The sequence below is a fragment of the Rothia sp. P100 genome (assembly GCF_023712425.1).
GTDB lineage: Bacteria > Actinomycetota > Actinomycetes > Actinomycetales > Micrococcaceae > Rothia > Rothia endophytica.
In genome coordinates this window covers 183623-200788 of record NZ_JAMAYG010000002.1, presented here as the reverse complement: position 1 = coordinate 200788, position 17166 = coordinate 183623, and the positions used below count along the sequence as shown (strand labels likewise).

Sequence of the window (17166 nt, the reverse complement as noted above, 5' to 3'; positions counted from 1 at the left end):
ACACTGGAGTTACGTGGCCGAGATTGGTGTGCTCAACCTCATCGCTCGGGCAGGGCAGCTGCCCTGGGTGGGTATAAAGCGGGAATAAGAAGGTGTGCCGGCACGCTACTAGAGGTAGGGTAAAAAATACCCTCTACTGAAAAAGAAAGGCACTATCGTGAACGATTTTAAGCCCGGCGTTGGCTCTGTGGTTAAGAACTGGAAATCTGTGCTGAATCCCACCGAGTATGCTGTGTTGCGCGAGGGCGGCACCGAGCGTCCCTATACCGGCGAATACTGGGACACCACCACTGAAGGTGTCTACTCGTGCCGAGCCTGCGGGGTTGAGCTCTTTCGCTCTAGCGAGAAATTTGAGAGCCACTGCGGTTGGCCCTCTTTTTATGAACCTGCAGCCGAGTCAAGCGTGCGTTACATCCAGGACCGTAGCATGGGTATGGTGCGTACCGAGGTGCGCTGTGCAGCTTGCGATTCCCATCTGGGGCACGTTTTCGAGGGTGAAGGCTACGCTACGCCCACCGATCTGCGCTACTGCATCAACTCTATTTGTCTTACTCTCGAAGAGAAGCCTGTACAGAAGTAAACCGCGCTTAACTCAGACTGAGGAGCCGTTTTCTACAAAGTGGCATAATAGTTAAGTATGTCTACTGCCGTGAAAGAGAGTTGGCCCATGCCCGCATCTACTCCCCCCGGTGCTTCGGCGGCACCCACCGGGCCCGTGAGCAGCGACTTTGGGCTACCCAGTAACCTTCAGATTCCTGAGCTAGTCAAGCTTGAGGCTCCCGCTGGTGGCACACCCAGCGTGATTAATACCGAGCGTGGGCTCAGAAGAGTTGCTCAGATTTTATCAGAGCAAAGCGGCCCGGTCGCCGTCGACACCGAACGTGCCTCGGGGATTAGATACGGGCAACGTGCCTTCCTGGTGCAACTCAAGCGCGGCGAGTCGGGCGTCATCATCATTGATCCCGAAGCCTTTGAGGATCTCTCCCCCGTCAATGATGCTCTCTCAGGTGTGGAATGGGTATTGCATGCTGCCACCCAGGACCTCCCGTGCCTGGCTGAACTGGGGATGTACCCAGACGCTCTTTTTGATACCGAAATGGGCGGACGTCTGGCCGGCTTCGAGCGCGTTGGCCTGGGGTTCATGGTAGAAAACCTTTTAGGTTTCAAACTGGCCAAGGAGCACTCATCGGTTGACTGGTCCAAGCGGCCCCTCCCCGAAGAGTGGCTCAACTACGCCGCCTTGGACGTCGAGATTCTGCTGGACCTGCGCGAAGCTGTTGAAGAGGTGTTGCGAGAGCAAGATAAGCTCGGGTACGCCCTTGAAGAGTTTAGGTATGAGTGCGAGGTCTGGGAAAGGGAGCCCAAAAAGGACCCCTGGCGTAAAACTAAGGGAATCAGAGAGCTAAAGAACCGCCGTCAGCTGACCGCGTTGCGCAACCTCTGGTACGAGCGTGAGCGTCTTGCCCAAACAAAAGACGTAGCGCCTAAGCGTCTGCTACCCGATCCCGCTCTGATTCAAGCAGCACGGCTCATGCCCCGTTCGGTCCCCGCCATTTTACAGGTTCCGGGTTTCCAGACGCGTGCCCTCAAGCGAGAAGCTCCGCGCTGGGTTCGGGCAATCGCCGACGCTAAAAACGATGCCCAACCGGTTCCCTTCACCACCCCGGCAGAGGGGCCACCACCGCTCAAGGCGTGGGAGACTAAGCGCCCTCTATCAGCCCAGCTCTTTGCTGAGGCTAAACCTGCCATAGTCGCCCTGGCAGAGGAACTTACCCTGCCCCAGGAAAACCTCTTGTCGCCTGATACTCTGCGCCGTCTCTGCTGGGACCCTCCCGCCGAGCCAACCGCCGCGCGACTTAGGTCAGCCCTGCTTGAATTGGGAGCCCGAGAGTGGCAAATTGAAGTGGTAGTAGGCTCTCTTGCTAAGATTTTTGGTGAGATTCTGGGGTCTGCCCCCTCTACCTCTAAGGAGTAAACCGTGTGCAATACCTGTGGTTGTTCATCAGCCAACTCTTCATCAGCCAAAGAAATCACTGAAAACCCTGGAATGACGCGCCGCGCAGCAGTCGGCGCTGTTGGCGCTGGTGCAGGAGCTCTAACTCTTACCGCATGCGGCTCCTCCATGGATTCCGATGCCACCGCCACCTCCATCGACCCCGGTGCCCCTGCCGAGCCCACTGACATGGCGGCTGTAGCAGATGTGCCGGTGGGCGGAGTTATTAAGGCTACCGCTCAGGGAACCAGCGTGATGATTACTCAGCCTACCGAGGGCACCTTCCATGCTTTCTCGTCCGTCTGCACCCACCAGGGTTGCCAGGTTAACGCGCAGAAAGAAAAGACCATAAACTGCCCCTGTCATGCTTCTGTCTTTTCCACTGAGGACGGCGCGCCTCAGGGTGGTCCGGCTGAAACGGCTTTGCCAGAATTCCCCCTTGAAATTAAGGGAGACCGTATCTGGGTAGGCTAAGCCTTCCACTCGACTCAAAAGGCCGGGGATAACTATCCCCGGCCTTTTCTGTATCTGTTGCCCACCGCTAGGGCACTTTAGAGAGTATGTTTGGGCTTTTCACCTTCACCTCGCGCAAAGGGAACCATGGTGCCAGAAAGCTGGGAGAGAATATCAGAGCTAATCTTCTGGGGAGTCAGCCCAACTTCTTCAAGAATTTCTTGACGCTCAGCGTGCTTGATGAATTCAGCGGGCAGACCCAACTCGTTGAGTGCGGTATCGATACCTGCTGCTCGCATTTCCTGGCGGATGCGAGAACCCACACCACCTGCTCGCACGCCATCCTCCATTGACACCACGATGCGGTGTTGCCCGGCAAGATCAACCACAGAAGCCGGCACAGGCATGACCCAGCGGGGGTCAATCACAGTAACGGTAACACCCCGGTCTTCAAGGAGTTCAGCCACCTGCAGAGCCAGGCGGGCAAAGGCTCCCACACCAATCAACAAGACATCGCGTTGACCGGTTTCGGTGTGCGGTTCGCCGGTACGTGCGAGGATATCAGTTCCATCTGCCAGTCGCTCAAGAGCAGGGATGTCTACACCTACCGAACCCTTGGGGTAGCGCACCACGCTGGGGGCGTCCTCGATGGCGACTGCTTCACGCAGTTCTTCGCGCAGTGTTACGGCATCGCGCGGCGCTGCCAGGTGCAGACCCGGGATGAATTGCAGCAGGGCCAGGTCCCACATACCGTGGTGGCTGGCGCCGTCGGGGCCGGTAACACCTGAACGGTCCAGCACAATGGTCACACCCGCCTTGTGGAGCGCAACGTCCATGAGCAACTGGTCAAAGCCGCGGTTGAGAAAGGTCGCGTATAGGGCGATGACCGGGTGCTGTCCGCCGTAGGCTAGACCGGCGCTCATAGCAATCGCGTGCTGTTCGGCGATTCCCACGTCGATGACCCGGTCAGGGTGGGCTGCGGCCATAGGCTTGAGGCCCACCGGAATCAGCATGGCTCCGGTGATACCCACGATATCTTTGCGTTCGTCGGCAATCTCTTTGATTTCCTGGGCAAAGACCGAGGTCCAGGACTTATCCGAGGGCTTAGCTAGCGCTTCACCCGTTTCGGGGTCAATCACGCCTACGGCGTGGAACATGTCGTCCTTATCATTGACGGCAGGCGCGTAACCGTGCCCCTTCTCAGTGATTGCGTGAACAATCACGGGGCCACCAAAGTTCTTGGCAGATTCAAGGGCTGATTCAACGGCTTCAAGATCATGCCCGTCAATCGGGCCCACATACTTCATGCCCAGGTCCTCAAAGATACCGCCGGGCACCATCACGTCCTTGATCCCGGCTTTCATACCGTGCAGGCCCTGGTAAACCATGCGACCGAGGGGCCCGCCCTGCTGAAGTTTCTCCCGGGCGGTGGTCAAGGTGCGCTCGTAACGACTATCAAGGCGAACCTTATCCAGCTTGTTTTGCAGTTCGTGTTGTAGGGCTGCCAGCTGGTTGGCAAAGCCGCCCACTGTAGGTGCGTAGGATCGGCCGTTATCATTGACCACGATAACTACCTTACGGTTCTTGTCTGCCGCAATGTTATTGACAGCTTCCCAGGCCATGCCACCGGTTAATGCTCCATCACCAATGACAGCAACGGTGTAGCGGTCGGTTTCTCCTGCCAGCTGGCGCGCGCGAGAGACGCCGTCGGCCCAGGACAGCGACGAGGACGCGTGAGATGACTCGACGATATCGTGTTCAGATTCAGCTCGCTCAGGGTAACCCGCTAGGCCATCTTTTTGGCGCAAAGTTTCAAAATTTTGCCGTCCGGTCAGCAGTTTGTGAACGTAGGACTGGTGCCCGGTGTCAAAGATGAGAGAGTCACGCGGTGAGCTAAAGACACGGTGAATACCCACAGTTAGCTCTACGACCCCAAGGTTAGGGCCCAGGTGCCCACCGGTCTGAGAAACAGTTTTCACCAGAAATTCCCGAATCTCCTGCGCCAACTCAGTGAGCTGTAAGGCAGTTAGGCTATTGAGGTCGCCCGGTTCGCGGATTGTTTCAAGTAGTCCCACGGTTGCTCCCTAAAGGACCGGATCTACCCAAGCATCTCTGGTAGCTCAGCACTGCTCACCGGTCATTAAACTATGTCGTACAGGAAAGTAACTTTACCCGCTCACCGAACGATTAGCGATTTTACCGGGCAAACATTAGGCCGCCCTTTTGTGTTTCGTTTAGGTTTCAGGGCGCGTGGCTGCTTCCATAAGTTTGACCCAGCGTTTATTATCAGTGTTCAACAGCTCACATTAAGCGGTATGAAGCAGTTTTATACGCCGCAGAGACTGGCATCATTACACAGCTAGCATTATCAGCTAGCCCCACACGAACGGATACAAATCATGACTGCAGTCATTGACTGGGTGAACGGAATAATCTGGTCTCCCGTACTTGTCTATCTCTGCCTAGCAGTAGGTGTGTATTTCACCATTCGCACCCGGTTGTTGCAGATCCGGCAAATCCCCACCATGATTCGCTGCACTTTCAAAGGCGAATCCTCCAAAGACGGAGTCTCCTCCTTCCAGGCTCTAGCGATGTCACTTGCAGGTCGCGTGGGCACCGGCAATATCGCTGGCGTTGCAACCGCTATTGCTTTTGGTGGCCCCGGTGCAGTCTTCTGGATGTGGACGGTTGCTTTCCTAGGTTCATCTACATCCTTTATCGAATCTACCCTGGGTCAGGTTTTCAAAGAACGCGACAAGATTACCGGTGAATACCGTGGTGGTCCCGCCTACTACTTTGAGAAGGCCTACAAGCACACCAAGTACGCCGGGCTTTTTAAGGTCTACGCATCAATCTTTGCTTTCGCCACGGTTCTTGCCTGTGGTTTCTTCCTCCCCGGTGTACAGGCTAACGGTATTGCAACTTCAATGGAAGGTGCCTTCCCGTCCGTTCACCCCTGGATGGCAGCTACCGGCATCACCATCCTGCTGGCTTTCATTGTGGTCGGTGGCGTCAAGCGTATTGCTACCTTTGCCTCGGTAGTAGTGCCCGTCATGGCTATCGTGTACATCATTCTGGCCATGGTTGTAGCCTTCGTCAATATCGATATGCTCGGTGATGTCATCAACCTGATTTTCACCTCAGCATTTGGTCTAAACGCTACTTTCGGCGCTATCGTCGGCACCGCTATTGAGTGGGGCGTCAAGCGCGGCATCTACTCCAACGAAGCTGGCCAGGGCACCGGCCCTCACGCAGCTGCAGCAGCTGAGGTCAAGCATCCCGCCGCTCAGGGCTTCGTTCAGGCTATGGCGGTCTACATTGACACTCTCTTTGTTTGTTCAGCAACAGCATTCCTCATTCTGTCGACCGGTATGTACCGCGTCTACGAGGGTGGCTCAATTGAATCACCGGTACTAGCTGAAGGCTCGGGCGGCCTGGCAGAAAACGTTACCGTTGGTCCCGCTTTCGCACAGAACGCTTTTGACACTTTCATCCCTGGCGCTGGCCCCATCTTCATTGCTATCTCACTGGCTTTCTTCGCCTTCACCACAATTATTGCCTATTACTACATGGCAGAAACCAACCTGCGTTACCTCACCCGCAACCTCAACAACCAGGTTGCATCCAACGTCCTGCTCCGTTGCTTGCAACTTCTCATTCTTGTAGCAACTGTACTGGGTTGTGTGTCCTCCTCAGGCTCTGCCTGGGCGTTAGGCGACATCGGGGTGGGTCTCATGGCTTGGCTCAACATTTTGGGCATCCTGGTGATTCAGAAGCCTGCCCTGCAGGTTCTGCGTGACTACGAACAGCAGAAGAAGCAGGGTCTGGACCCCATGTTTGACCCCCGTCCCCTGGGCATCAAGAACGCAGACTTCTGGGAGAACTACTACGACGTGAAGACCGGAGCAATCCCGGTTCAAAACAAGTAGCGCTCACTCCTTAGTACGTTCCTGATATCAGCGCCCCCGCTTACTTTCTGTGAGCGGGGGCGCTGTGGTTTAGGGTGAGTATATGAGCACAGAACACCCCTCACCTCTTAATGGCGAACGTCCCACCCGTGATCAACTAGCAGGATTTATCAACGGTAGCCTTGATGACAGGCTTCCGTTGCCCGGCACTGCCCTGCGCCTGCTGATTGTGGGCATCAACCCGGGCCTATGGACGGCGGCAGTCAATGCACCTTTTGCATTTCCCGGTAACAGGTTCTGGCCTTCATTGGACCGTGCTGGCATCGTGACCCCTAGGGTGGACGCTTCCCGCGGGCTCAGTGATGAGGTTGAAGCTCAGCTTGCCGCGCTGGGCATCGGCATCACCAACCTGGTCGGTCGAGCTACAGCGCGAGCCGATGAGTTGACCCGCCAAGAGCTTCAGGATGCCCTCCCCCGGCTGATAAAGCTCACCCACACCTACACGCCCCAAACAGTAGCCGTCGTCGGTATCACCGCCTACAGGGAGGCTTTCAGCGACAGGAAGGCGAAGGTGGGGCAGCAAGATACTTCTCAGATTGAGGGGTGGAACCCGGCTACTCAGCTGTGGGTGGTGCCTCAGCCCAGCGGGCTCAACGCCCACGAAACCGTTGATTCATTGGCTGATACATGGCGCCGTGTGTGGGAGACTACCCGGAGCTAAAACCGGTGGTCCTGACCCTGAAAACATAGACCGGTGGCCCCCATCAGATGATGGGGGCCACCGGTCTATGAGCTAATCAGCGAGCTACTAGGAGCCGCGGACCAGGTTGCGCAGTACGTACTGCAGGATGCCGCCGTTGCGGTAGTAGTCAGCTTCACCCGGGGTGTCGATGCGTACTACAGCATCGAACTCGGTGACCTTGCCGTCTTCTGCGGTGGCAGTGACCTTCAGGGTCTTGGGGGTGGTGCCCTCATTGAGTTCGGTCAGCCCGGTGATATCGAAGGTTTCGGTACCGGTCAGGCCCAGTGATTCATGTGATTCACCGGCGGGGAACTGCAGGGGAACAACACCCATACCGATCAGGTTTGAACGGTGGATGCGTTCGAAGCTCTCAGCAATAACAGCCTTGACGCCCAATAGGGTGGTACCCTTCGCTGCCCAGTCACGGGATGAGCCGGTGCCGTATTCCTTACCGCCCAAAACGACCAGCGGGATGCCAGCAGCCTGGTAGTTCTGAGATGCATCGTAAACAGTTGCCTGCTCGCCGCCAGCGGTAAAGTCGCGGGTGTAACCGCCCTCAACGCCGTCCAGCAACTGGTTTTTGATGCGGATGTTCGCGAAGGTACCGCGAATCATGACCTCGTGGTTACCACGACGTGAACCGTAGGAGTTGAAGTCCTTGCGCTGCACACCGTTCTCAATCAGGTACTTACCAGCAGGGGTGTCTGACTTGAAAGAACCAGCAGGTGAAATGTGGTCAGTGGTCACCGAATCGCCCAGCTTGAGCAGTACGCGAGCGCCCTTGATGTCTTCCACGGGGGTGATGTCCATGCTCATACCCTCGAAGTAAGGAGGCTTGCGCACGTAGGTGGACTGAGCATCCCACTCGAAGGTGTTGCCGGTGGGGGTGTCCAGGGCCTTCCAGCGCTCGTCACCGTCAAAGATGGTGCTGTATTCCTTGTTGTACATCGCGGTGTCCAGGGACTCGTCGATGATCTTCTGAACCTCAGCGGGATCGGGCCAGATGTCGCGCAGGTAAACGTCGTTACCATCGGCATCGGTGCCCAGAGCGTCCTTCTCGAAATCGAAGTCCATGGTGCCGGCCAAAGCGTAGGCGATGACCAGGGGCGGGGAGGCCAGGTAGTTCATCTTGACGTCCGGTGAGATACGACCTTCGAAGTTACGGTTGCCGGAGAGAACGGCGGTCACGGAGAGGTCGTTGTCCTGGATAGCATCTGAAATCTCGGGCTCCAGCGGGCCGGAGTTACCGATACAGGTAGCGCAACCGTAGCCTACGACGTAAAAGCCCAAGGCTTCGAGGTCAGGCAGCAGTCCCGACTTTTCGTAGTAGTCGGTAACAACCTTTGAACCCGGTGCGATGGAGGTCTTCACCCAGGGCTTGGAGGTCAGACCCTTGGCTGCTGCGTTGCGTGCCAGCACGCCCGCTGCCATCATCACGGAAGGGTTGGAGGTGTTGGTACAGGAGGTGATGGATGCGATGGAGACCGCGCCATTCTTCAACTCAAACTCGCGACCATCTGCCATGGAGACGGATGCGGACTTGCCGGCTTCGCCGTAGTTCTTGATGTCTGAAGCGAACTGCTTCTTGGCGTCAGATACCTGGATGCGGTCCTGAGGACGCTTGGGACCAGCAATGGAGGGAACCACGGTGGACAGGTCGAGTTCTAGGTACTCGGAGTATTCAACCTCGGCCTTGGGGTCGTGCCAGAGGCCCTGTTCCTTGGTGTAAGCCTCCACCAGAGCAACCTGATCTTCGCTACGGCCGGTCAGGCGCAGGTATTCAAGGGTGTTTTCGTCGATGGGGAACATGGCAGCGGTTGAGCCGAATTCGGGGCTCATGTTACCGATGGTTGCGCGGTTTGCCAGGGGCACCTGGCCTACACCCTCGCCGTAGAATTCAACGAACTTGCCCACAACGCCGTGCTCACGCAACATTTCGGTGATGGTAAGCACCACGTCGGTTGCGGTAGCGCCGGAGGGGATGGTGCCGGTGAGCTTGAAGCCAACCACGCGGGGAATCAGCATGGAAACGGGCTGGCCCAGCATAGCTGCCTCGGCCTCAATGCCGCCAACGCCCCAGCCCAGAACACCCAGGCCATTAACCATGGTGGTGTGGGAGTCAGTACCTACCACGGTATCGGGGTAGGCGCGCAACACGCCGTCAACCTCGCGGGCCATGATGGTGCGTGCCAGGTATTCAATGTTGACCTGGTGCACGATGCCCATGCCCGGGGGAACCACCTTGAAGTCGTCAAAGGCGGTCTGACCCCAGCGCAGGAACTTGTAGCGTTCGCCATTGCGCTGGTATTCGATGTCCATGTTGCGGGTGATCGCATCTGAAGTACCGAAGCTATCAATCTGAACGGAGTGGTCAATGACCAGTTCAGCAGGTGCCAGGGGGTTAATCTTTGAGGGATCGCCGCCCAGTTCCTTCACGGCCTCACGCATGGTAGCAAGGTCAACCACACAGGGAACACCGGTGAAGTCCTGCATAATAACGCGCGCAGGGGTGAACTGGATTTCAGTATCGGGTTCAGCCGATGCGTCCCAGTTAGCAAGTGCCTTAATGTGGCCCTCGGTAATGTTGGCACCGTCTTCGGTGCGCAGTAGGTTCTCAAGCAAAACCTTGAGTGAATAAGGCAGCTTCTGCGAGCCGTCAACTGCCTTTAGACGGAAAATTTCATACTCGGTTCCGTTGACGTTCAAAACGCCCTTTGAACCGAAGCTATCCACAGTGCTCATATGTGGGACTCCTCTCGACACTGTCTTCATCTTCGCCTACCGCCCGGTGCCAACCGGCTGCGATGCCGGCCCGTGTGTGATGCACACTTAAGGGACACTCTGACGCTAAGCTATCGAAACCAGTGTACCCCGTGTCACCTTATTCACATATTTTCAGGTCAGGACACAGTCTTTATTTCAGATAGCTAAGACCAGCATTCGATATAGTATGCACTCCCGCCGCACGATTGCAGCTTCGGAAAGAAAAACATGACCTAATTATGTTGCAATTTTATGACGTGTGCGCGTCCATTCCTCAGTAACAAGTTCAGAGGAAGTGGGGAGGGAGCGCCGGTAGGCAACTTATTGATAGCCGGTGAGCAAACCCTTGCGGGTTTGTTCTACCGCTGGCTGCCTGAGTACTTGGTGAAGACTGCCAGGGTTTCCACGTGGTGGGTGTTCGGGTACATATCGAAGGCTTCCACCCGCATGAGGCGGTAGCCAGATGCCCGCAGATAAGCAGTATCTCTACCCAGGGCTGCCGGGTCGCAGGCAACGTAGACCACGGTGGGTGGGTTCAGATCAGCAATTTGTTGCATCACGGTTTTGCCGCAACCTTCGCGTGAGGGGTCAGCGATGACGACATCAGGGGCAGGGAACCTGCCGGCTTTTACCTCTGCGGTGACCCCGGTAAGGACGCGGGAAACATCACCGCGCTCAACACGCACAGTGGTGCGTTCGGAGCGGTGGGTGCGTGAGGACCCGTCCTCCGCAAAGTTATCAGCGGCATTTTTGCTGGTAACCGGGGAGCCTTCCACCGAAAGGACGGTGCCGCGGTCCCCCACAGCGTCGGCTACGATGGCGGTGAAAAGACCGGCACCGGAGTAGAGGTCGTAGACAGTCTGGCCCTTGCGCAAACGCGCCATATCAAGCACGGCGTTGCCCAGAATCTCGGGGGCAAAGCGGTGAATCTGCCAGAAGCCGTTAGCGGCTACGTTCCAGTAGAAATCTTGGGCATAAACGGTAGCAGTTTCTAGCAGGGCGGCGTTGCCAGCACCGCGCACGATGTCAGCGGGTTTAGCACCGCGGCGGCGTCCAGCCTGCTTTTCCGCGGTAAAAATGAGGGTGATAAGGCGGTCTTCAATATTGCCCCAAGCCTCCTGGCAAGTGGCTTCGACAGCATCAGCGACCTCAACCATGTTCTGGGAGGCTGGAACGGTAAAAACTAAGGCCAGCATGTCCGTGGCAGAAACAGCGACATCCAGACGCTTAACGCCGGTGAAAGTCAGTTCGCCCAGGCCCAGTGATTCGATGCGGGAATCGACCAGAGGGAAGGAATCAACAGGCACGGGAGTGCCGGAGTTATGGGGGAACATAGCAATTTTTCCGGTGGCGCGCTCCACGGTGAAGTGGGCTCGGGTGCGCCAGTTCAGCCCCTCACCGGTAGCGCCGGGAGCCTCTGGGAGGGCATGAATGGGCAAATCGGTGAGCATGGGATGTTCAGCTGGTACGCCGCCCAGCCGGGCCAGCTGTTCGGCCACCACTTGTTTTTTGTAGCGGCGCTGCACAGTGGGCACGATATGCCCGTACTCCATACCGCCCAGAGGGTGAGCGTGAGCCAGGGAATCTGCCGCAGACCAGGGGTGCGGGCGGCGCGCAATTGCTGGAACATCTACGTTCACTACATCAGCGAAAAAGAAGCGCCCCTTAGGGCCTCGTCCGGTGATACGGGCGGTAGCGGTTTCGCCCACCAGGCCGTGGCGTACAAAGACCACTCGCCCATCGACGCGGGCAACGAAAGCGCCACCGTGAGCAGCGCGTTCGGGAGTTACTTCCACGAGTTGCCCCACCTCAAACTCGGGTGCTTGGTTTTGCTGGGTCTGTTCAGTCACGGTATCTCTCAATGCAGTTGATGGAGGGGCGGTCGGTTCTTCTTCTCTAGCTTACTGTGAAGAAGTAGCCGGTGATCCCTTTTCTATTTGCCAGGGCACTGAGGCAACCACCACTCCGGGCTCGTGACGTAGCTGCGCTTTGAGACGGTGCACGGTGCGACGGTGAAAGATACCCTCCCACCATCGTGAAACGACGTACTCGGGGAGGTAAATCACCAGAACATCACGCGGTGATTTCTGGCGCGAGCGGTGCACATAGTCCATGACGGCGTCCACTGGGTTGCGGTAGGGCGCGTCCAGCACAGTGAGGTCCAGCGGCAGGCCCAGCTGTTGCCAAGCATCGATATTCTGACGCGTGCGCTCTTCGTCAATATTGACCACCAACGCTTCGATGGATGAGGGCCGAGTAGCGCGTGCGTAAGAGACCGCCCGCAATACTGGCTTACGCACCCGCTCAACATAAATCAGGGCGTGGACGCGGGAGGGCAGAGCCCGAGCTTCAGCTAGCTCGGCCTCCGTTTGCGGCAGGGCTAATTGGCGATCTACGCGCTGGTAGTGCTTATTAATTTTCATCATGAGGCCTAGCAGGAACAGAATGAGGAGCATGGAGAACCATGCCCCGTGAGTGAATTTAGTGAGGATAATGACCATCAAAACCGTGCCCGATGCCAGCACGCCAATGGATGTGATGATAAGGTCGCGCCAGATAAGTCTGCGTTTTTTGGTATCGGGGGTAATCCGCTGGGCCAGCCAACTGTTCTTGAGTACTGATACTTGGGTGAGCAGCATAGCGGTGAAGGCACCCACAATGTACATCTGCACCAGGGTGTGCACATCTGGCCCCACGACGCCTACCAGTACCATTGAGCTGAGCCCCAGCACCAGGACACCATTGCCGTAGAGCGCTGTCGAGTCACGGGCTGAGAGGTAAACGGGTAGATACTGGCGGTGCGCCAGCACAGTAGCCAGCATGGGGAAACCTGTAAAGGCGGTCATGGCTGCCACGACCAGCACACCAACGGTTGAGACCCCCAGGAGGACGGTAACCCAATGAGCTGCGAAAACGGTATCTGAAATCTGCAGGAGCAAGGAAGTTTGATGGAAGTCAGAGCTAACGTTCTGCCCATCAACCCGTAGCGTTTGGGCGGGATCAAGCACAAAAATAGCGCCTGTACGCCAGGTCAGGTAGAGCACCCCCACCAGGAGCAAAGAGGTTACTGACCCCATCAGCATGAGGGTGAGAGCGGCATTGCGCGGTCGCGGGCGTGCAAAGGCACGCGTGGCATTGCTAATAGTGTTCACACCGGTCATTGCAACAGACCCCGAGGCGAAAACTCTCAGCAGTAGTACCAGAAGCCCCACCCCTGTAGCCAGTTCCTCTGGGGAGGTGGACTGCGCTATTTCGTAGTCCGCCGATACCGCTGTGCCCAGGGTTCCTGCCATATCGGCAGCCAGCCCAATCACAAGCGTCCCACCCAGTAGAAGAAGAAAGATGTAGGTGGGCCAGTGGGCTACCCTAAACATGAAATTAATGCCTCGTAGACACACCAGAGTGACCACTGCAATCAGAGAGCAGGCCACCAGGCGCTGATGCGAGTAGAGCGCAGGTAGAAGCGATTCAAGATACTGGGTTGCCGAAGAGAGCGAGACAGCAACGGTGAGTACAAAGTCCACCATCATTGCTGCTCCTAGAAGTACAGCGAATCCGGTGCCCAGATTCTTCTGCACCAGGGCGAAATCGCCCTTTTCGCCTACCCGCTGAATGTTGTAGCGGTAGGTTCCTATCACCAGCATCAAAATGGTTGCGACACCCAGCCCCACCCAGGGGGAATAGGCAAGTGCCATCTGACCTGCGATGAGCACGGTGAGGATAATTTCATCAGGTGCGTAGGCTACAGAAGAGACGCCATCGGCTCCAAAGAGCGGGAAGGCGCGGCGTTTAGGCAGGTTTCCGGCCTTAGCCTGCCTGCTTGAAATAGGTGCCCCCAGCACCAGGACTGACGCCCTGCTTCTCATAGTCTTCACAGGCTCTAACCGTAGTCGCCTCACCCGGTAAATAACAGCCGTACACACCACATTTTGTGCTTGTCCTCCTCAGCTGATGAAGGCGTAGACTGGTAGCGGGCCTGGCGCCCACACGTCACCATCACGATTGATTAAGGAGCGCACGTGCCCCACTTCGTCATTATGGGAGCCGGCAGGGTCGGCGTCATGCTTGCCCATACCTTAGAGGACGCCGGGCACACGGTAGCAGTCATCGACCAGGATGACCGCTCCTTCAGGCGTCTGCGCAAAGAGTTTGCCGGGCAGAAGGTCACCGGAGTGGGGTTTGACCGCGAAACCCTGAAACGTGCCGGCATTGAGAAGGCCTACGCTTTTGCCGCTGTCTCTTCAGGGGATAATTCCAACATCATTGCTTCCCGAGTCGCCCGCGAGACTTTCAAAGTACAAAACGTGGTGGCTCGAATTTATGACCCTAACCGCGCGGAGTTTTACCAGCGTCTTGGCATTCCAACCGTGGCAGCGGTGCGCTGGTCTACTGACCAGGTGCTACGCCGCCTCCTACCGGAGCAGGCCATGGCTGGTGACTTTAGAGAGGCATCCGGCCGTCTTCTGCTGGGAGAACTCAACCTGCACGAATCCTGGGCCGGCCACGCACTGACCGATATTGAACGCTTCGCCGGTGTGCGCATCGCATACATCACGCGCTTCGGTGAGGGCCTCTTACCCGGCCCCGATACCTCCTACCAGCAGGGCGATACAGTGCATGCCATGATGGGCACTGAAGACATCAACGATATTGCCCGCATTCTGTCCCAGCCCCCCGCCAGCGACGCTGAAAGTGATCTTTCATGGAAGTAATTATTATCGGAGCCGGTTCGGTAGGCTCATCAAGCGCTAAAGAACTGCTGTCCCACCACCACAATGTCACCATTATTGATCTCAAGCCTGAAGCGATTTCACGCAGCGGGATTCAAAACGCCCAATGGGTGATTGGCGATGCCTGTGAGCTGTCAGTTCTGCGCCACGCTAAGCCAGAGAACGCTGATGTAGTAGTTGCGGCTTCAGGCGACGATAAAACTAACCTCGTGGTTTCGCTGCTCTGCCGCAGTGAGTTCGGGGTGCCACGAACGGTGGCCCGCGTGAATAACCCAAAAAATGAGTGGCTTTTTGACGAGTCCTGGGGCATCGATGTTGCCGTTTCTACTCCCCGTCTAATGACGGCCCTGGTTGAAGAGGCCGTCGAGGTGGGTGATGTGGTTCGTCTGCTGACGCTACGCTCTGGCAACGCCACCCTAGTGGAATACACCGTACCGGCAGAGCACCCCATCATCGGTTACACCATTGGTCAGGTGCAGTGGCCCTATGACACCGCCCTCACCGCCATCGTGCGCGATGGCTCTCCCCTAGCCCCCAGCAATGACAATGTCATTGCTGGCGGCGACGAACTCTTCTTTGTCACCACCCCCAAGGGCGAAGACGATTTGCGAGCCCTCTTTAGCTAGAGGGCTCTAGCCTTCAAGACTGGGCACAATCTCATAGCGAGGATTGTAGATCACCGGCTCATCGCGCGTTGAGAGCATACCCGAAACCCTCAGATAACCACCGGCTACAATCCCCGGCACCTGCCGCTGCCCCAGCCAGATCAATCTCACACGCATGCCCGGTGCCAGAGGGGAAAAGTCAGGGTAAAGCACCCTTGGCGCAGTCTTAATAACACTAAATCGGGTGCCGAACCCGGCTTCCGTCTCTACAGCCGACGTCCGCCCGGTATTCTCTTCCTCAGCGCAGATGTCTACAGTGTCATCGAGGTCCTCCCCCGTCTCAGCCATAGGCATACCGGTGAGAGGGTGCGTTTTAGAAGGTGGAAGAGGCTTTGATCGCTCCACTAGCAGGATAACTTCAAACCGGGGGTTAGCCTCGCGGTGCGATATATGAACGCGCTCCACCTTACCTGCCACGCGTGCTCGAAACCTTTGCGGGTAGGTCTCAAGACGCGTCGGAAGCTGGGAGTTAAGGGTCTCAGGCATGATATTTAACCGATCTCGGTGATCTCGGGGCCTCTGCGGGGTATTTCCAGACCTGCCGGAGTTTTTTCACCCTGCTGAGGCTGAGCAGCTTTTTGGGCCTCTGCAGCGTCCTGAATGCTCTGAGGCACCCGCATCGGCAGAAGGTCACGGGGGGCCATAGGGTCAGAGCCACGATGAACAATGATAGAACGGAAGACTTCTTCGAGTGCCTCAGCCGATTCACCGGGCAAGACCGCTGCACCGGAAAACACACCGCGCACAAACCAACGGGGCCCGTCTACACCCACAAAGCGGGCGATGCGAAAGCCCTTGCGACCATCGGCGGTTTGGGCAGGTACACGAGAGATGAGCTGACGCCCAAGAGGGCCATCGTTAATCTCCACCTGACCGCCCTGGTTGCGGACACTTTCAGACAGCTCGTGGCGGATATCGTCCCAGATACCGGCGCTCTTGGGTGCGGCGAAAGCCTGCACCTGCAGGTGCCCCTTTCCGAGCTGGAGAGTAACGGCAATGACCTGCTGGGTCTTCTGATCTGCTTCAAGACGCAGATTCAGACCGGGGTGGCTTTTAATGAGTAGTCCACCCAGATCGATGTACGAATCATCACTGGCTTTTTTCTCCGATGAATCCCAGGGCCCGTTACTGCGGTCAAAAGCCGGATGCTCGTCAACGATGTTTTTTTCGGCTGTGGGGGTGCTTTCAGCGTCAGGCGAAGGAGCCTTTGTCTCCTCTAGTGCCAGTTCAGCTGCGCTCTGCTCAGCTTTCTTCTTCTTGCCCATTCCAAACATATATATGCCTTTCTTTAGCAGACCTCTAGGGTCTACTGTACGCCTGAGGACCCAAAACCACTGGTACCTCGTGTAGAGGCAGGCAATTCATCAACTACCTCAAAACGAGCAGTTTCAAACCGCTGAATCACTAATTGGGCAATGCGATCCCCGCGCTCTACCTCAAAGGTTTCTTGAGCATCTGTATTAAGCAGGCAGACCATTAGTTCACCGCGATAGCCCGCATCAACTGTGCCCGGAGCATTGACGATGGTGATACCGTGCTTAGCGGCAAGACCAGATCTGGGGTGCACTAAACCAACAAAGCCCTCTGGAAGCGCAAGGGCAACCCCGGTAGGTACAAGAGCACGTTCCCCCGGAGCCAATGTCACCGGAATACGCGCCCGTAGGTCAGCACCGGCGTCCCCTTCTTTAGCATAAGCAGGCACAGGTAGCTGAGGGTCAAGTATTTTAATCTGAACATCAATCTGTTTATCCACCCCATTACTGTACCTGTTTCGCCCCATCGAGGGATGTGAACGGCCTGGGAGTTTTTACCCCTTTTCGCGAGTTCTCTCCAGGATTACAGAGGCAGAGCTGAAGTCACCCAGGTACATCTCGTACACTGGTAAGCGCACCCTGGAGAAGAAAACTCTACA

At 56.8% G+C, this 17166-nt stretch carries 14 protein-coding genes; 7 read left to right on the top strand and 7 right to left on the bottom strand.

Annotation, left to right across the window (positions count from 1 at the left end; translation table 11 throughout):
- Positions 1-157: 157 nt before the first annotated feature.
- The 3 genes from msrB to M3668_RS05740 all read left to right on the top strand — a co-directional run bounded on the left by msrB (position 158) and on the right by M3668_RS05740 (position 2467).
- On the top strand, positions 158-580 hold the full coding sequence (msrB, locus tag M3668_RS05750) for a peptide-methionine (R)-S-oxide reductase MsrB (RefSeq protein WP_251379869.1): 423 nt from the start codon (positions 158-160) through the stop codon (positions 578-580).
- An 87-nt stretch (positions 581-667) separates the two neighbouring features.
- Entirely contained in the window at positions 668-1975 is a 1308-nt protein-coding gene (locus tag M3668_RS05745; protein ID WP_251379868.1) for an HRDC domain-containing protein, read from the top strand.
- A gap of 3 nt (positions 1976-1978) precedes the next feature.
- On the top strand, positions 1979-2467 hold the full coding sequence (locus M3668_RS05740) for a QcrA and Rieske domain-containing protein (protein ID WP_251379867.1): 489 nt from the start codon (positions 1979-1981) through the stop codon (positions 2465-2467).
- A gap of 77 nt (positions 2468-2544) precedes the next feature.
- On the opposite strand, the gene dxs is transcribed toward M3668_RS05740, so the two are convergent.
- Positions 2545-4521, bottom strand: a complete 1977-nt coding sequence (dxs, locus tag M3668_RS05735) for a 1-deoxy-D-xylulose-5-phosphate synthase (protein ID WP_251379866.1) — start codon at positions 4519-4521, stop codon at positions 2545-2547.
- Between the two features lie 324 nt (positions 4522-4845).
- Here dxs and M3668_RS05730 point away from each other — a divergent pair, with 324 nt between their 5' ends.
- Together M3668_RS05730 and M3668_RS05725 are read left to right on the top strand one after the other, a co-directional pair.
- Positions 4846-6375 (top strand): alanine/glycine:cation symporter family protein, encoded by a 1530-nt coding sequence (locus M3668_RS05730; RefSeq protein WP_251379864.1) that lies wholly within the window; start codon positions 4846-4848, stop codon positions 6373-6375.
- 82 nt (positions 6376-6457) lie between these two features.
- A complete protein-coding gene (locus M3668_RS05725) occupies positions 6458-7075 on the top strand; it encodes a mismatch-specific DNA-glycosylase (protein ID WP_251379863.1) in 618 nt (205 codons plus the stop codon).
- 87 nt (positions 7076-7162) lie between these two features.
- Here M3668_RS05725 and acnA read toward each other — a convergent pair whose 3' ends face one another.
- The 3 genes from acnA to M3668_RS05710 all read right to left on the bottom strand — a co-directional run bounded on the left by acnA (position 7163) and on the right by M3668_RS05710 (position 13725).
- On the bottom strand, positions 7163-9838 hold the full coding sequence (gene acnA / locus M3668_RS05720; protein WP_251379861.1) for an aconitate hydratase AcnA: 2676 nt from the start codon (positions 9836-9838) through the stop codon (positions 7163-7165).
- Between the two features lie 380 nt (positions 9839-10218).
- On the bottom strand, positions 10219-11709 hold the full coding sequence (locus M3668_RS05715) for a class I SAM-dependent RNA methyltransferase (protein ID WP_251379859.1): 1491 nt from the start codon (positions 11707-11709) through the stop codon (positions 10219-10221).
- A gap of 51 nt (positions 11710-11760) precedes the next feature.
- Positions 11761-13725 carry an APC family permease gene (locus tag M3668_RS05710; RefSeq protein ID WP_502948958.1) on the bottom strand — a complete coding sequence of 655 codons (1965 nt, stop codon included), beginning with the start codon at positions 13723-13725 and terminating at the stop codon, positions 11761-11763.
- 153 nt (positions 13726-13878) lie between these two features.
- On the opposite strand from M3668_RS05710, the gene M3668_RS05705 reads away from it, so the two are divergent.
- Together M3668_RS05705 and M3668_RS05700 are read left to right on the top strand one after the other, a co-directional pair.
- Entirely contained in the window at positions 13879-14571 is a 693-nt protein-coding gene (locus tag M3668_RS05705; protein WP_251379857.1) for a potassium channel family protein, read from the top strand.
- Positions 14562-15215 carry a potassium channel family protein gene (locus tag M3668_RS05700; RefSeq protein WP_251379856.1) on the top strand — a complete coding sequence of 218 codons (654 nt, stop codon included), beginning with the start codon at positions 14562-14564 and terminating at the stop codon, positions 15213-15215. Before M3668_RS05705 ends, M3668_RS05700 begins: the two co-directional genes overlap by 10 nt.
- A 6-nt stretch (positions 15216-15221) precedes the next feature.
- Here M3668_RS05700 and M3668_RS05695 read toward each other — a convergent pair whose 3' ends face one another.
- From M3668_RS05695 to dut, 3 genes are read right to left on the bottom strand one after another with little or no spacing between them, the layout of a single operon-like run.
- Positions 15222-15740, bottom strand: a complete 519-nt coding sequence (locus M3668_RS05695) for an asparaginase (protein WP_251379855.1) — start codon at positions 15738-15740, stop codon at positions 15222-15224.
- Positions 15741-15745: 5 nt separating this feature from the next.
- On the bottom strand, positions 15746-16528 hold the full coding sequence (locus M3668_RS05690) for a DUF3710 domain-containing protein (RefSeq protein WP_251379854.1): 783 nt from the start codon (positions 16526-16528) through the stop codon (positions 15746-15748).
- A gap of 32 nt (positions 16529-16560) precedes the next feature.
- On the bottom strand, positions 16561-17007 hold the full coding sequence (gene dut, locus M3668_RS05685) for a dUTP diphosphatase (RefSeq protein ID WP_425570020.1): 447 nt from the start codon (positions 17005-17007) through the stop codon (positions 16561-16563).
- Positions 17008-17166: the final 159 nt, after the last annotated feature.

What these genes read in the sequence shown, in the direction of transcription:
- acnA (WP_251379861.1), bottom strand. Translation starts at nt 9,838, where the DNA reads ATGAGCACTGTGGATAGCTTCGGTTCAAAGGGCGTTTTGAACGTCAAC.
- M3668_RS05710 (WP_502948958.1), bottom strand. Translation starts at nt 13,725, where the DNA reads ATGAGAAGCAGGGCGTCAGTCCTGGTGCTGGGGGCACCTATTTCAAGC.
- M3668_RS05730 (WP_251379864.1), top strand. Translation starts at nt 4,846, where the DNA reads ATGACTGCAGTCATTGACTGGGTGAACGGAATAATCTGGTCTCCCGTA.
- M3668_RS05745 (WP_251379868.1), top strand. Translation starts at nt 668, where the DNA reads ATGCCCGCATCTACTCCCCCCGGTGCTTCGGCGGCACCCACCGGGCCC.
- M3668_RS05695 (WP_251379855.1), bottom strand. Translation starts at nt 15,740, where the DNA reads ATGCCTGAGACCCTTAACTCCCAGCTTCCGACGCGTCTTGAGACCTAC.
- M3668_RS05725 (WP_251379863.1), top strand. Translation starts at nt 6,458, where the DNA reads ATGAGCACAGAACACCCCTCACCTCTTAATGGCGAACGTCCCACCCGT.
- M3668_RS05690 (WP_251379854.1), bottom strand. Translation starts at nt 16,528, where the DNA reads ATGTTTGGAATGGGCAAGAAGAAGAAAGCTGAGCAGAGCGCAGCTGAA.
- M3668_RS05700 (WP_251379856.1), top strand. Translation starts at nt 14,562, where the DNA reads ATGGAAGTAATTATTATCGGAGCCGGTTCGGTAGGCTCATCAAGCGCT.